Genomic DNA, 14,718 nt, shown 5'->3' with positions numbered 1-14,718 from the left:
ACGACGGGCCGACGACGCCGTTGCCAGTCACGATCGCATTCCGGAGCGCAACGGCCGCGCCGGCAGTCATGGCTCCATCTGGAAGGCCGGCAGGTGGTCGCGGGGCCCGCAGACAGCAGGCGCTCGTACGTGCGCTCACGCGGGCACGGGCACGGGACCTGCCGATTCCGGTCGTTGCGCGACACAGTTAGCAGGGGCGGCTACCAAGGGGGACTGTCATCCCGGTGGCAATGTGCGATCCTTGCGTATCCGACTGGGCCTTTCGAGGGGACCATGCGCGCGCTACCAGAGACGCTTGTTGAGCCGGGCGAGTACGCCATCCAGTCCACGTGGGACCTTGTGGTCTCGGTACAGAAGCGACTCGCCCACGACGGGATCGAGGCTGACGTCCGACCCGTGCCAGAGCTGGATTCGCTGCGGAGGCGGCAGGGTGTGCGCCCTCTTGAGATCTTGCTTGGTCTCGGAAAGACGACGAGCGCCTTGCCTGGTCTCGGTACTGCCGGAGCCGCTGGCGCAGCTGGGCTGACTGCCCTGCGGACCGCGAGCCGGTGGGCAATTCTTCGGTACCTCTGGACGTTCTCCGACCACCGGCCCGGTCTCCGACTGTCCAAGCTGACCGATCAGGTGCGGTACCACCAGCGAACCATGCTTCCGAGCATTTCGGCATCGCGCTTGCAACGGATGTGGTGGAACAGCTGATCCTCAAACAGCCGGCGTCCGTCGTCGATGCCGACGCTGTCTCCTACGATCCAGTCCTGGCAACCGCGATGAGCGGGCTGAGGGCGCACAAGCCCGACTACTTCTGGTATTGCCAGGAGGAAGACCAGCTTTCACAGGTCGTAGTGATCGAGGTCAAGGGAACAACCTCTGGCCGCCGTAGGACGATCGCCCAGCTGGCCCGAGGCGTGGAGCAGGTACTCATCCCGAGGGAGATACCCGGGGTCCCCATGCGCAGGATCGTGGTCGGGGCGGCGTCGGCCCACGATCGCCATGCCTGTGTGAGGTAGACGGCGATTGCTTTGCGGGCCTCCTCGGCCGAGTCCCGATCGCGGGCCAGATGTTCGAGCTCTTGCCAGCCGTGGGCGAGTTCGGTCACCTCGCTCGTCGCAACCGGTGGCAGCGCCGAGCGGATCTGTGAGGTGAACCAATCAGCGTCGAGTTTCTGCCCCAGGTGCGGGGTGCGCAGCACCTTCAGCATCTCGATTACAGTCGTGTACCGGTCGGTGTCGTCGAACCCGAACAGGTCAGTGGCGAGCCAGACCCTCGTCGACCAGCATCAACCACGTGCGGTGGATCTTCGAACAGCGGCTTAACGGCCGCAGCGTGGCCAGCATCGCCCGCGAACTCAACGACATCGGCGTGCCGTGCCCGTCGGGCGCCGATCCGGTACGTAACCCGCACCGCAGCGGCCAAGGCTGGATGCTTACTACCGTTGGGGCGATCCTGGCCAACCCCCGCTACACCGGTCGGCAAGTTGCCCTACAACGAAAGTCCGCGACGACGCGCGAGCTACCGCTGCGTACCTGCGGGCAAACCAGATCACCATCACCTGCGACGCCGACACCGTCACCCTCGATCGGCAGCCGTCGGCGGTACAAATTCCACGCCAGAAGAAACGATCCCCACCCGAGCCGCTCGGAACATGAACGGCTGTCGTGGGGATTAATGTGTCCGAATCGTTACAGCAACCTCACATGCGGGTCCCGCCGATTCGGAGATCATATTTCGGTCCGTAGCGATGCCGGATGCAATATGTGCACGCGGAGTAACGTAAAATGCCGGCCCAAGGCCATCGGCTGCCAGACCTTTCCCTGCGATGCGCGCGTCCGAGTGGGTTGCGCGGGATCGCCGTGTATGGCGGATAGGGCGCCCTTGTCGGTTCGGGAGGCGGATGGTGATGATGACGCTGCTACGGCGGAACCGTCAGCGGCAACGCCGGATCGAGGACCTGGCCTGGGTCAACGGCGGCACGGTTACCGGCAACGCGGTGGTGGAGGGCACCGCGACCCTCCTGCCGCGGTGACGCCGAGCATCCCGTAGACGAGCAAGATCGGTTTCATGACGCGCCGCTCGCCGAGCGGTGCCCGGCGCCGCTCCGGATTCTTTAGCACGGAACGACTCCGAATAATTGTGTGTTACATCATTGGACATCAATGGCTGTTGGTGGATGTGCCCGGGGATCGTCGGCTAGCATATGCCCGTGGTTGTCGCCCCTGCTTCCATTCCGGACGTGTGTCGCCGTCATGTTCCCGGTTGAGCTGCCGACCGTCTGGGCCGGCCGGGAGAAGGAACTGGCGGCACTGCACACGGCCGTCGAGGCCACCCGTCAGGGCCGGGGATCGGTGCTCTGGGTGGAGGGCGAGGCCGGCATCGGCAAGTCCACCCTGGTGGCCGCCGGACTCACCGGCGCCGGGCTTCGGCCCGGCGAGCTGTTGTGGGGCACCGCAGACCAGTTGTCGCACCGCTTTCCACTGCGGGTGATGCTGGACTGCCTCCAGGTGCGACCGCGCTCGCCGGATCCCCGCCGAGCGCGGATCGCCGAGTTCCTGCAAGACCGCCGACCAGGGCTGTTCGCCGCGGACGACGTCGCCTACGCCGCTACCGAGGCGCTCGTGTCACTGGTCGACGAGCTCGCCACCGACACGCCCACCGTGCTGGTCCTCGACGATCTGCAATGGGCGGACGAGGCGTCGTTGATGCTGTGGCACCGGCTCGCCCTCGCCGCCGAGGAACTTCCGCTCCTGCTGGTCAGCGCCACCCGTCCGGTGCCGGCCCGTCAGGACGTGCAGACGCTGCGGGCGGCGACGCTACGCCGGGGTGGCACCCTGCTCCCGCTCGGCGCGCTCGACGCGGACGACGTCCGTGCCCTGGTCACCGGAATGCTCGGGGTGCCGCCGGGACCCGCGCTCAACCGCCTGCTCGGGCGAGCCATGGGTAATCCGCTGTACCTGCGTGAACTGCTCGACGCCCTGGCCCGGGAGCAGACGGCCGGCGCCGCGCTGGCCGACGGCGAACTCTCCGACGACGCGTTCGAACGGGTTCCGGCCTCCTTCACGGCCGCGCTGAGCGACCGGCTCAGTGTGGTCTCGGTGGCGACCGCCCAGATGCTGCGCACCGCCTCACTGCTCGGCGGTGAGTTCGCGGTCACCGACCTCGCCGCGCTGCTGCGCCGTACGGCCTCCGACCTGGCGGAGGGCTTGCAGGACGCGGTCGCCGCCGGCATCGTCGTCGGCGTCGGCGACCAGCTCGCCTTCCGGCATCCGTTGATCCGTCAGGCCCTCTACGACAGCGTGCCGGCCGCGCTGCGGGCGGCGCTGCACTGCGAGGCGGCGAAGGCGCTGGTGTCCGCCGGCGCCGAACCGCTGCGGGTGGCCCAACAACTGCTGGCGGCCGGCCGTCCGGGAGACGAGTGGACACGTACCTGGGTGGTCGAGGCGGTGCCGGCACTGGCCGCGAGGGCCCCGGACATCGCGATGGAACTCCTGCAGCGGGAACTGGAGGCGGGCCAACTCGACCGGACCGACCGGGCCGCCCTGACCGTCGAACTCGCCCGGGTACTGCTCGGCGTCGGGCGCCATCCGGAGGCCGCCGACCGGGCCCGGCAGGCGCTCGCCGTGGCGACCCGGCCGGAACACCGGGTCGAGATGTCCTCGATACTGGCCCGCACACTGTTCCACCAGGGCCGCAACGAGGAGGCCGTGGACGTCGTCCGAAGCGCGCTCGGCCGCCCGGACGTGCCGGCGGTGTGGCGGGCCCGCCTGCTGGCCTCGCTGTCGATGTTCGAGCGGGCCAGCACCGGCGAGCTGGACACCGCCGACGGCACCGCGCGTCAGGCGCTGCGGGTGGGGGAGGAGGCCGGGGACGCGTTCGCCACCGCCTACGCGCTGACCGACCTGTGGCTGACGAACTCGATCCGGCGGGACCACGACGCCGCCCTCGGCTACGTCGACCGGGCGCTGATGGTGCTGGGCGACGCACCGGAGCACACCGACCTGCGCACCTTCGCCTTCGACGGCCGAATCTTCAGCCTGCAGAACCTCGACCGGTGGCCGGAGGCGGAGGCGACCCTGCGCCGCGCCCGCGACCTTGGTCAGCGGGCCGCCGGATCCGGTCAGGGCGTCTCGGCGCTCACCGCAGCCGTGTTGCTGTACTGGCTCGGTCGGTGGGACGACGCCCTGGCCGAACTCGACACCGTCGACCGCGACACCACCGGCATCACCTACTCCGGGCTCCGTGAGCGAGGACCGGCGTTGCTCTGGCACGGTGTCGCCGCGTTCATCGCCGGACACCGGGGCGACAACGGCACCGCGGCCGAGCACCTCCGGGCGGGTCTCGCGCTGCCCGTCCGGACCGTCGCCGACCGGGAGAACCGTGACTTCCTGCTCGCCGCCCGCGCGCTCGCGGCCGAGCAGGAGGGGGAGCCGGCACGGGCGCTGTCGCTGCTGTCGACGCTCCTGGAACGCGTACCCGGCGAAATGACCCTGCTCCACCAGTGGATGCCCGAGCTGGTGCGACTCGGGATGGCGGTGGACGACCGGCCGGCGGCGCGGGCGGCGTTGCAGGCCTGCCAGGCGGAGGCTGCGGCGGAGTCTCGGCCGGGTCGGGCCGCCGCGGCGGCGCGCCGGTGTCAGGGCCTGCTCGACGGGGATCCGGCGCCGCTGCGCGAGGCGGTCGCGTACTACCAGTCGGTCGGTTCACCGGTGGAGTTGACCGGGACGCTGGAGGACCTGGCCGCAGTGCTCGCCGGGGGCGGCCAGCAGGCGGAGGCGAGGACGCTGCTGGGTGAGGCGGTCGATCGGTACGACGCCCTCGGTGCGCTCTGGGACATCCGTCGGGCCGAGGGACGACTACGGCGCGTCGGCGTCCGTCGGGGTGTCCGCGGTCCCCGGCCGGCCCGCGCGCAGCTCGGCTGGGAGGCGCTCACCCCGACCGAGACCCGGGTGGCCGTCCTGGTCGCCGAAGGACGGTCCACACCGGACATCGCCCGAGAGCTGTATCTTTCCCGGCGTACCGTGCAGACCCACATCTCGCACGTGCTGGGCAAGCTCGGCGTACGGAGCCGGGTGGAGATCGCCCGTGAGGCGTTGCGCCGGGAGACCGCCTCCAACCCTGGAGCCTGACGCCCGGACACCACCGGCCGGTCGGAGGCCACGGCGCACGGCTCCGCCGGGGACATCCGTCATCTCACGTGGAGTTGGTGGCGCCGGACCGGACGGTCCGGCCGGTCTCCTGGGCTCGGGCACACCGCCGGCACGTCCGTCGGTCAGGTTGCCGCCGCAGGCCCGCGACCGGCCCGAGGTGACGGCTGGACGTGACCGGGCAGCGGTCGGGGTCGGGGGATCCGGCTACCGCCGGGGCCGGATCGGTTCACGTCAACTAGCCGATGTCCGCGGCGGCCCGCTGAGCCAGGCTGGGTCTACGCGAGAGCGACCGATGCCAGGACGGAGGAGTTCCGAGGATGGGGTATTCGATCCACCAGACGATCCGGAGTCGGACGGCCGAGCGGCTGGCACCGGAGGTCGGGGCGCTGTCCGGGTACGCCGGTCCGTCGCTCGTGGTGCGCTGTTTCGGCGGGTTCCAGTTGACGATCCCCGGGCGGCAGTTGGACTGGACGACGGTACGGCCGAGGGTCCGGGCCCTGCTGCGCTTTCTGGCCGCCCACGGGGGGAGGCCGGTGCACCGCGAGATCATCCTGTCGGCGCTCTGGCCGGAACTACCGGTCCGGTCCGGCATTCGCAATCTGCACGTCGGCGTCTCCACGCTTCGGGCGTTCCTCGAACCCGGCGTGCGGCGCGGTGAGTCCACGTTCGTCCGGCGTGACGGCGAGTCCTACCGGCTGGCGCTGCCGCACGCCGCGCTCTGCGACGTGCGCTCCTTCCAGGAGGCGGTCGCGGCCTGGCGCCGGACCGTCGGTACGGGGCAGCGGGCCGCCGAGGCGGCTGCCCTGCGGGAGGCCCTCGCCCAGTACGCGGGCGACCTGCTGCCGGAGGATGGGCCGGCCGAGTGGGTGGTAGCCGAACGCGACCGCTACCGCACGTCGGCGGCGGAGTCGGCGGCGATGCTCGCCGCGCTCGAACTGGAGGCGGGGCACCTCGCGGCGGCGGTCGCGGCGGCACGGCGCGGACTGGAGATCGACGGATTCCGTGACGACGCCTGGCGGGTACTGGCCGAGGCGCACCAGCGTTCCGGCGATGCGGCGGCGGCCGCGCGGACCCGCAGCGCGTACGGCCGGGTGTTGCGGACGCTCGGGGTGTCCGGACCGGCCTGGGCCGCGTGAGAGCAGCCCCGCGTCGTCAGGAGGAACGGCGGAAGATCTCCACCTCGGCGATCGCGGTACGGCGGTCGGCGGCGCCGCCGTAGCTCTGGCGGACGGTCAACCGGATCCGCACCACGTCAGGGAAGACCCGGCGGAAGGTCTGCGGACCGGCTCGGTCGGCAAGCCGCAACGTGGTGGTTTCCGGCTCGCCCTGACTGGTCCAGACGGTCAGTTCCAGCTCCGCCGGTCGGGCCTGCCGCAGGAACACGTCGCGCTGGGCCGACACACCGGAATGGACGATCAGGTTGAGCATCCGGAACGGCGTGCCGAAGGTCAGTTCCACGTACTCGCCGCGCCCCGGGCCGTTTCTCGCCGGTGCCCAGTAACTGTTGCTGAGTCCGTCCACGACCAACTCCGCGGAGTGGCTCCGCGCCTGGCTCGACGCGCCCACCGACACCGGACTCACCGGCTCTGGATCGGCGAGCCGGTCACGTACCGCGTCGCTGGCCCGGGTGCCGAGCCGGACCACGCCGTAGCCGAGGCCGGCGAGCAGGGCGACGGCGAGCAGCAGGATGCCGATCCGGTGGACCAGACCCCAGCCGCCCGAGCGGGGCCGGGCCAGCCACCGCGCCCCACGGACCAGGGCCCGGCAGAGTCGGCGCCACCACGAGACCGGGGCCGCCGGTCCGGGCCGGACGGTATCGAGGGCCGCGCCGCACCGCCGGCAGAACCTCCGGTCCCGTGGGTTGCCGGTCGCGCAGGCCGGGCAGACGACGTCGCCGGCACCCTCGTCCGGCTCGGGCTGACGTCGTCGTACCACGGGTCGGCGGATCTGCGGCCGAGCCGGCTGGACAGCCTCCACGGCCGAGCCCGCCAGACGGTCCGGCGCGGTCCCGACCTCCGCCGTGGTTCCCGCTTCCGCCGGGCGGGCCGTCGCCGGGTCGGTGGCGCTGTCGGCGACGCCTTCCACGTCCTGCAGGCGACGGGCCACGGCAGCCGGCCGGTCGCCGTCTCCGTCCGCCGCCGGTCGGGTCGCTCCGGTCGGCCGCACGTCCGGCGGAGGGACCGTCGTGGCCGAGGGCCGGACGGCAGGGGTCGGAGTCGACGGCCGGGCCGGAGGCAGCGCATCCCCGGCCTGTTCCCATTCCAGGAACGATCCGCAGACCGCGCAGAACGCACTGCCGGGTTCGGCCGGCGCGCACCGGTCACAGCGTTCCATCGTCGTCACCCCCGGCCACCCGCTCGTCCTCGATGACCACCCGAACGGTGCACGGCACGTGCGCGGGTCGGTTGGCCTCCACCAGAGCCCGCAGCCGGGCCAGCGGAACCAGGTCGGGGCCGGGCACCCGCACGGTCACCGTCAGGGCGGGCGCCGCCGTACCCGGCAGCGGCCCGCCCGGGGTCGACGACCAGACCGTACCGCCGTTCTCGGTGACCTCCGGCCGCACCCCGAAGACCGTCCGTACCTGCTCTGCCAGGCCCCGAGCCGTGCCGCGTACCCGGTGCAGCGCCACCGCGCTGGCGACCGCCTCGCGACGCTGCCGCAGCGTCCACCCCGGTGCCGTCTCGGCCGCCACCCAGCCGGCAAGCCAGTCGACGAAGTCGGCCGGGGCCAGCCGGGGGTCCAGATAGGCGGCGAGGTTGTCCAGCGTCGAGTGCACCGGGGCCAGCACCTCGTCGAAGGCGGCGAGCAGCCGTCCGGCCAGCTCGTCGGTGCCGTAGATCGTCGGCAGCCGGCTGCCGAACGGATGTGGTGTGCCGAGGCCCGGCACCGCGCCACGCATCGGACGCTCCTCTCTCCGGCCGGGGCCGGTCTCAGCGTTCCTCCACCCGGACCTGGTGCTCGTAGGAGAAGACCAACGCGTGCGGGTCGAGTGCCATCCGGGGCGTCGCCGTACCACGCCGGCCGGTGATCGGGTCGGCGGAGAAGAGCAGCACCTCCTCCACCAACGCGACGCCGGGCAGCTGCTGGAGTACTCCGAAGAGTTCGCCGGAGTGCACCGGCCGGCCGAACGGCCAGCCCGACCCGTCCGGCCCGCCACGCAGCGGGTTGAGATAGCCGTAGAGCGCGTCGAGCGCGGCGGTCCGGAGTCGCTCGACGGCCGCCCCGGGCCGGGCGGTCAACCGGGCCGCCACGGTGACGCCCTGGTAGAACGGTGGCTCCACGGCCAGGCGTACCCCGATGGGCCGGCGGGCGTCCAGATGCTCGGCAACGGTCGCCAGCATGTCGTCGGGCGGGATCAACTGCTCGAAGCGCAGTCGGTCACCCGCGTCCGCGACCGCCTCGGGCACGACGAGGACGCGTACCCCGCCGGCGTCGGCGCCGCCCCCGGCGGGCAGGCAGCGGATCCGGGCCGCGGCGGGCACCGCCTCTGCGGCGATCAGCTCGTAGTCGCGCGCGGTGACCGCCCGGTCCTGGGCCCGCAGCTGCACCGGACCCCGCTGTCGGGCGCTCTGTACCGACTCGCCGTCCACCCCGCCGGCGGCGGCCTCCCGGTTCTCCACCCGGCTCACGTACGGCACCGAGCTGCGCAGCATCGAGATCGCGCCCCGGGCCACGTTCCCGCGTCGCCCGCCGCCGGTGCGGTACCGGCGGACCCGCAACCGGGCGCCGTTGCGCGGAACCGCGCCGTACCGGCGGAGCGTTCCGTCGGGTTCGCGGACGGCCGGGCCGAACGCCACCTCGCCGGTGGTCCGGTCCACCGTCACGCACCGCTCGTCCGGACCGGTGCCGCCGAACGCGTCCACCTCGGCCCACTCCTGCCAGCCGGTGCCGTCGGAGACCTCGACCACAAACGGCTCGTCGTCGGGGATCACCGGCGGCCGGAGCACCCGGAAGCGTTGCCCCGGCACCCCCTCGGATTCGCCGAGGAACTCGCCGACCACCGTCTCGGCGTGCACCGCGGCGACCGTGCCGCCGATGGTGAAGGCCGACGCCGCCCGGATCGTCGGCGACGCCGCGTAGAACGGCTGTCCGGGCTCGGCTGCCACCAGCCGGCACCGCAGCCAGCCGGCCCGCTGGCCGCCGACGGTGGAGGTGGTGTGTCCGGCCGGCACGTGCAGCACGACGTCGCCGGGCCGGTTGAGTCCGCCGGTGGAGTCGCTGTCGACGTCGCACTCCACCCAGCCGGCACCGTCCCACGCCTCCCAGCGCAGCGGCGGCTGCCGAGGGTCGACCCCGATGCCCTGGACCCGGCTCTCCAGGCGCAGCACCACCGCGCAGGACGGGACCGCCGAGTCAAGGCCGAGCAGCAGGGCGTCGCCGACCGCGGGCGGGGTGGCGAAACAGGGTACGTCGTGGCCGTCCCACACCTGGTCGGTACGATCGGCCGCCGGCCCGTCGGCGGGGTGGACGCGCAGGTGAACCAGCTCGCACGGCACGATCGCCAGGTCGGCGGCGGTGGCGAAGACGATCGCCTCCTCCGTCTCGGTACGGACCGTGCCGGCCTCGGTGCCGGCCCGCAGCAGCACCGCCTCGGCCTGCGGGGCGGCGAGCCAGAAGGTGAGGTCGGCACGGGCGGCGGTCGGCGGGAAGAGCCGGACGCCGATCAGGTCGAGGAAGGCGAGGTAGTTCTTCTCCGGCACCCGGTTCAACCGGTACAGCAGCTCGTCCGTCATCTGGGCGAACGCCTCGATCAGCGTGACACCCGGGTCGGAGACGTTGTGGTCCGTCCACTCCGGACAGCGTTGCTGGATGAATCGCTTGGCGTCGTCGACCAGGTGCTGGAAGCGGCGGTCGTCGAGGTTCGGCGCGGGCAGGGCCATCAGTTCGTCGCCTCCGTCTCGGGCCCGTCGTGCGACGGGATCACGTAGAACGGGAAGACCAGGTTGCGTGGATCGTTGGTGCCCCGGACCAGGTACCGGATGTCGATGTAGAGGGTGCCGACGTGCACCTCGTCGAAGCCCACGAGCACGTCGGTGACCTCGATCCGCGGCTCCCAGCGGTCCAGCGCGGCCCGCACCTCGAAGGCGATCTGCCCGGCGGTGTTCTCGTCCGCCGGAGCGAAGACGTAGTCGTGCACCCCGCAGCCGAACTCGGGACGCATCGGCCGCTCGCCGGGGGCGGTACCGAGGATCAGCCGGATCGCCTCGACGATCTCCCGCTCCCGGTTGACCAGGGCGATGCCGCCGCCGGCGTCCAACCGGAGCGGGAACGCCCAACCGGCGCCGATGAACTGCTCCGCCACCTCGCTCAGCCCCCGATGAGAACGGTGCCGGCGCCGGTCAGGATCGTCGCCGAGCAGGTGGTCCGGTCGCCCATCCGGGCGGCGGGGAAGCCGCCGATCAGCACCTGTCCGCGTACCGGTGGCGGGCCGGGCAGCACGACGTTGCCCGGCCCGAGCGCCAGGTGCGGCGGCGGGATCGGACAGGTGCAGAGCGTGCCGACCACCGCGGCCGGCAGGCCACCGATCAGCACGCTGGACACGCCGAGCGTGGGTCCGGCGGTCGGCGCCGGCGCGCCGGCGCCGACCGGTCCGACGGTACCGGTGGGGGCGCCGTGGCCGATCCTGTCCCCGATCCGGGCTGCTGGTGGCATCGCGTCTTCCCTCCCTCTCCGCTGGGGCTGCGCTCTCAGTTGATCCGTACGATCCGGCCGGAGACGGACACGCTGGCCCCGGTGAGTTTCAGCTCGCCGGCTCCAGCGTCCACCGACACGCCCCGGCCCTTGACCGAGACCGGTCCACCCGACTCGACCGACACGCCTTGGGTCCCCTCGACGACAACCTCGGTCTTGGCCTCGATCACCACGCTGCCGTCGCTGCGGACCACCACCGACGTGCCGGCCCGGTCCAGGTGCAGCAGCAGGTTGTCGGTGCCGCTGCGGGTGCGTAACCGCACCCCCTGCGGGGCGGCGACGGTGGGTCCGTCGAGCAGTTCCACCCAGTTGCCGGTGCTCCGGCGGCCGGCTGCCCGGCCCGCTCGGGAGGCGAACGAGAGCCGGTTCACCGCCCCGCTCGTCGGGTCGACCAGCGGTACGTCGTGCGGCGACGGCTGGTCGAGGCCGTTGTACAACCCGCCGACCACGTACGGCCGGTCGAGCATCCCCTGCTCGAACCCGACGAGCACCTCGTCGCCGACCTCGGGGCAGCAGACCCCGCCGCCGCCGAAGCCGCCGAGTTGCACCGTCCGGACCCAGTCGGTCTCGTACTTGTCGTCCAGCCACGGGAACCGGAGCTTGACCCAGCCCCGGTCCCGGCGTTCCGGGTGGTTGCGGTCCAGGGCGGCGTTGACGTCGGTGACCACGCCGACGGCCAGTCCCGGCATCCGGGCCGACCGGGCCGGGGCCAGGGTGCCGGCGGCCAGCCCCGCCAGCGACCGGTCCCGGCCGCCGCTGACCGTCAGCCAGGTCTGGTAGAACCGCGCCGGGCCGAACACGTGCCGGCTGGCGGTCGTGGTGTACTTGCCGGCGAACGGCTGCCCCACCCCGGTCAGCGCGAACGGCACGCCGGCCCGCAGCCGCGGGTTGCCCCGGACGGCCACCTCGAGTTCGGCGACGCCGGCCGCCACCTGGGCGGCCAGGGCGCGGGACACCGTACCGACCTCGGCCACGGTTTCGTACGGCACGTCGGCGACCAGCATCTCTGCGCTGCCGAACCGGGCCGCCAGCTCCCCGGCGGTCACCGGGATGCGCACCTCGTCGCTGTCGCGCACCGGGCTGCGCCCGATCACCGGCTCGCGGGTACGGCGATCCCAGCCCCGCACCTCCACGTCGGTGAACTGGCCGACCGAGGTGACGGTGGCGCGCATGGTGAGCACGTTCCCGTCCACCTCCGCCACGAAGTCGCTGCGCTCGGCGGTCGTCTGCGGGCCAGGGGCGGAGGCGGCGCGGACGGGTCGACGGAACTCGAACTTGCCGTCGACCACCGCCACCTCGGCGTCGTTGTCGGCTGCCAGCATGGTGAGGAACTCCCAGTCGCTGACGTTCGGTTGCGACACCACCTCGTAGACCACGGTGGTGGGATCTATCCGGCCGATCGGCAGGCCGGCAGACCGGGCGAGTTGCCTGGCGAGGTCGGAGGCCTTCTGGTTGCGGTAGCTGGCGACCCGTCGACCGCGCATGAGCCGGTGCGACAGGTCCATGGCCCGGATGGTGGTGTAGGTGCCGGTGCCGTCGAACTCCGTCTCGACGGTGACCACCTCCCCGGTGAACAGCGCCGTCTCGCCGTTCCGGTTCCCGGCCCGCACCGCCACGGTCAGCTTCCGGCCTATCGCGATCCCGGTCTGTTGCAGCAGCAGCGACCCGGGGTCGCGGTAGCGCAGGGTCGCCACCGCCGGCACGCCGGCACCGTCGTCGACGGAGCCGTACACCAACTCGTCCGGCCACGGATCGGGGAGCCCGTCCACCGGCAGGCCGACCTTGAGCAGATTGGTGAGGTTCCCCTCGGACACGCGATCTACCTACCTTCGCCAGCGGGGGCGACCGTCTCGGCCGCCGGGCCGGGGTCGCGGGACGGCACGGGCGGGAACTCGTCGGCGGAGGGCAGCAGCAGCTCGGTGCCGGGGCGGAGCCGGGTCGGGTCGTCGAGATCGTTCGCCTCGGCGATCACCCGCCACACCGTCGGGTCGCCGTACTCCCGGTGGGCCAGCAGCGGCAGCGAGTCGCCGTCCACCACCCGGTGCATTCGCCGGGCGGAGCGACCGCCGGAGGTGGGGTTCTGGCCGGGCTTGCTGCCGCTGATCTCGGTCAGGGTCAGCTCGCAGGTCGCCCGCAGCGGGGTACCGGAGCTGTTGAACAGGGTGTACGTCGCGGTGACCTGGCTGGCGTACGAGTAGAACGAGACGGTCTGGAACTGGCCCCAGGTGAACTTCACCCACGGTGGCGACGGCGCCTTGGCCGCGATGCTGGCCGTGGTCGGCGTGCAGCAGGACAACAGGGTCTCGACCCGTTGCTGCACGGTGCGGCCGTGCGTGTCGGTCACGTCGAGGAACACCGTCAGGGCGAGGGTGCGCGGCTCCGAGCCGCTGAACTCCGGGACCCCGACCTGCTCCGCGCCGCGGACCACGTGCGGGATCCAGGAGGCCGACTTGGTCAGGGTCAGCTGGTTCGGGTTGAACATGAAGGCGATCGGGCCGCCGAGCGGACCGCCGGGACGGTTGCCGCCGCCCGGTGGTGGGTGGTAGCGCTGGAGGAACGCGGAGACCTTGCCGGTCGGTCTCGTCATGGCGCCACCGCCCCGCCGGTCCGGCACCCTGGTCGTGGCACCTAGCCCACCTCCAGGAAACCGTTGTACGCGAGTTCGATGCTCTCCGTCGCCGCCTGGGAGAGATCGGGGCCGAAGGACGGACCGGTCCAGCGGACGAGTACGACGTCGGCCAGGCCCCACTGCACCAGCAGCGCCCGGTCGGGCCGCAGCGCCGCGATCTGGGCGGTGCCCCGGGTGATCCCCTGCGGTAGGGCGGAGAGCAGTCGGGCCACCTTGGCCGTGTCCGGAATCAGCGGCCGGGTGAGGGTGACGTTGGTGTAGCGCACCCGGGACGGCAGTTGCCAGACGAAGCCGTTGTTGCCGCCCTCCTGGTGCTGCTCCACCTCGACCTCGCAGCCGAGCCCGTCACACGAGTTCCAGTCGCCGAGGTCGATCCCGTCGATGCGGAGCCGGAAGTGGACGCTGGTGCCCGGATCGGTACCGGTCATCGTGGACCGTCCAGCCATCGACCGGTACGCTCCCGGCCCAGCCGGAGTTCGGCCCGCAGCAGCCGGGAGATCGGCTCGACGAGGCGGTGGGCGAGTTCGTCCAGGGCCCGGCGGTCGAGATGGTGGAACCGTTCGGCGCTGTCCCGCTCGTCGCGTCCCGGGCCAGAGGAGCCGCGCGGACGACCTCCCGCCGAGTCGGGACCTGCCGTCCCACCGCTGCCCCCGGCGGTTGCCGTGCGACTGGCGGTCGGTGGGTTGGCCGGTGCCGATCGCTTCTGGACGATCGGTCCGGATCGGGTCGGTGCCGTCGGCGCCGTGCTGCCGGCGGTGGAAGCGCGGGAGGTCCGCTGCACCGGCAGCGCGGCGTCGGCCGTTCGGGCGGAGGCGGCACCCCGAGGACCCGTTCCGACCCTGGACCCGGCGGTGCCGGCCAGTGCCGGCCGGAGCCCGGCAGCCGGAACCGGAACGGGCGGCGGAGGCACCGACACGGCAACGGTGGATGGCGGCCGCGCCGGGCCGGCGCCGGGCCGGGGGAGAGGTCGCGCTTGCGCCGGACGAGGGCCCAGGGCCGGGGCGGTCCGGATCCCGGCATCGGCGGAAACTGCGGCGGGCCCCACCATGGCGGGCACCTCCCTGCTGGTTGCCGGTGTTCGGCCGGTCGTCGTGGCGGTGCTGGCCGACGGGTCCGACCTGCTGCCCGGGGGACTGGTCCAGCGGATCGGCACCGCAGGTCGGGCCGGGCTACGGGCGTCGGCGGGCATCGTCCTTCCGGAGTCCGCGCCGTGCGCCGCCGGGATCGCGGCGGTCCGGCGCAGGATCGGCAGTCCGG

General features: G+C 72.5%; 11 protein-coding genes and 2 pseudogenes. 4 read left to right on the top strand and 9 right to left on the bottom strand.

Translation table 11 applies throughout. The features are described from left to right. Positions 1-970 precede the first annotated feature (970 nt). A pseudogene (locus ACSMXO_RS25040) lies at positions 971-1,255 on the bottom strand (hypothetical protein); the annotation flags it as partial. Positions 1,256-1,284: 29 nt separating this feature from the next. Between ACSMXO_RS25040 and ACSMXO_RS25035 the strand changes: the two are divergent. The 4 genes and pseudogenes from ACSMXO_RS25035 to ACSMXO_RS25020 all read left to right on the top strand — a co-directional run. Next, positions 1,285-1,479 (top strand): annotated as a pseudogene (locus ACSMXO_RS25035) (recombinase family protein); the annotation flags it as partial. Between the two features lie 418 nt (positions 1,480-1,897). Continuing rightward, positions 1,898-2,023, top strand: a complete 126-nt coding sequence (locus ACSMXO_RS25030; RefSeq protein ID WP_455419455.1) for a hypothetical protein — start codon at positions 1,898-1,900, stop codon at positions 2,021-2,023. Between the two features lie 220 nt (positions 2,024-2,243). Further along, positions 2,244-5,120, top strand: a complete 2,877-nt coding sequence (locus ACSMXO_RS25025) for a helix-turn-helix transcriptional regulator (protein ID WP_455414004.1) — start codon at positions 2,244-2,246, stop codon at positions 5,118-5,120. Between the two features lie 338 nt (positions 5,121-5,458). Further along, entirely contained in the window at positions 5,459-6,277 is an 819-nt protein-coding gene (locus tag ACSMXO_RS25020) for an AfsR/SARP family transcriptional regulator (protein ID WP_346262952.1), read from the top strand. 16 nt (positions 6,278-6,293) lie between these two features. Here ACSMXO_RS25020 and ACSMXO_RS25015 read toward each other — a convergent pair whose 3' ends face one another. The 8 genes from ACSMXO_RS25015 to ACSMXO_RS24980 all read right to left on the bottom strand — a co-directional run bounded on the left by ACSMXO_RS25015 (position 6,294) and on the right by ACSMXO_RS24980 (position 13,907). After that, positions 6,294-7,226 carry an NADase-type glycan-binding domain-containing protein gene (locus tag ACSMXO_RS25015; RefSeq protein WP_455414003.1) on the bottom strand — a complete coding sequence of 311 codons (933 nt, stop codon included), beginning with the start codon at positions 7,224-7,226 and terminating at the stop codon, positions 6,294-6,296. Between the two features lie 235 nt (positions 7,227-7,461). Then, positions 7,462-8,040 (bottom strand): phage tail protein, encoded by a 579-nt coding sequence (locus ACSMXO_RS25010; protein WP_346262950.1) that lies wholly within the window; start codon positions 8,038-8,040, stop codon positions 7,462-7,464. 31 nt (positions 8,041-8,071) lie between these two features. Then, positions 8,072-10,021: a putative baseplate assembly protein gene (locus tag ACSMXO_RS25005; protein WP_346262949.1), complete on the bottom strand. Its 1,950-nt coding sequence runs from the start codon at positions 10,019-10,021 to the stop codon at positions 8,072-8,074. Then, on the bottom strand, positions 10,021-10,443 hold the full coding sequence (locus ACSMXO_RS25000; RefSeq protein ID WP_203869014.1) for a GPW/gp25 family protein: 423 nt from the start codon (positions 10,441-10,443) through the stop codon (positions 10,021-10,023). Before ACSMXO_RS25000 ends, ACSMXO_RS25005 begins: the two co-directional genes overlap by 1 nt. A 5-nt stretch (positions 10,444-10,448) precedes the next feature. Beyond that, positions 10,449-10,793, bottom strand: coding sequence for a PAAR domain-containing protein (locus ACSMXO_RS24995; protein WP_346262948.1), 345 nt, complete (start codon positions 10,791-10,793; stop codon positions 10,449-10,451). 35 nt (positions 10,794-10,828) lie between these two features. Beyond that, the gene (locus ACSMXO_RS24990; protein ID WP_455414002.1) at positions 10,829-12,646 is read right to left on the bottom strand and encodes a VgrG-related protein; all 1,818 of its coding nucleotides are present in this window, start codon (positions 12,644-12,646) and stop codon (positions 10,829-10,831) included. Between the two features lie 5 nt (positions 12,647-12,651). Continuing rightward, positions 12,652-13,419: a CIS tube protein gene (locus ACSMXO_RS24985; protein ID WP_346262946.1), complete on the bottom strand. Its 768-nt coding sequence runs from the start codon at positions 13,417-13,419 to the stop codon at positions 12,652-12,654. 41 nt (positions 13,420-13,460) lie between these two features. Next, a complete protein-coding gene (locus tag ACSMXO_RS24980) occupies positions 13,461-13,907 on the bottom strand; it encodes a phage tail protein (RefSeq protein WP_455414001.1) in 447 nt (148 codons plus the stop codon). Positions 13,908-14,718 lie beyond the last annotated feature (811 nt).

It is taken from the genome of Plantactinospora sp. DSM 117369, from assembly GCF_053764795.1.
The sequence above is the reverse complement of the archived record's forward strand: the minus strand, read 5'-3'. Positions and strand labels throughout refer to the sequence as shown.

Excerpts from the sequence above, each read along its gene's own strand:
- ACSMXO_RS25020 (WP_346262952.1), top strand. The coding sequence starts at position 5,459 with ATGGGGTATTCGATCCACCAGACGATCCGGAGTCGGACGGCCGAGCGG.
- ACSMXO_RS25010 (WP_346262950.1), bottom strand. The coding sequence starts at position 8,040 with ATGCGTGGCGCGGTGCCGGGCCTCGGCACACCACATCCGTTCGGCAGC.
- ACSMXO_RS25030 (WP_455419455.1), top strand. The coding sequence starts at position 1,898 with ATGATGACGCTGCTACGGCGGAACCGTCAGCGGCAACGCCGGATCGAG.
- ACSMXO_RS24980 (WP_455414001.1), bottom strand. The coding sequence starts at position 13,907 with ATGGCTGGACGGTCCACGATGACCGGTACCGATCCGGGCACCAGCGTC.
- ACSMXO_RS24985 (WP_346262946.1), bottom strand. The coding sequence starts at position 13,419 with ATGACGAGACCGACCGGCAAGGTCTCCGCGTTCCTCCAGCGCTACCAC.
- ACSMXO_RS24995 (WP_346262948.1), bottom strand. The coding sequence starts at position 10,793 with ATGCCACCAGCAGCCCGGATCGGGGACAGGATCGGCCACGGCGCCCCC.
- ACSMXO_RS25025 (WP_455414004.1), top strand. The coding sequence starts at position 2,244 with ATGTTCCCGGTTGAGCTGCCGACCGTCTGGGCCGGCCGGGAGAAGGAA.
- ACSMXO_RS25005 (WP_346262949.1), bottom strand. The coding sequence starts at position 10,021 with ATGGCCCTGCCCGCGCCGAACCTCGACGACCGCCGCTTCCAGCACCTG.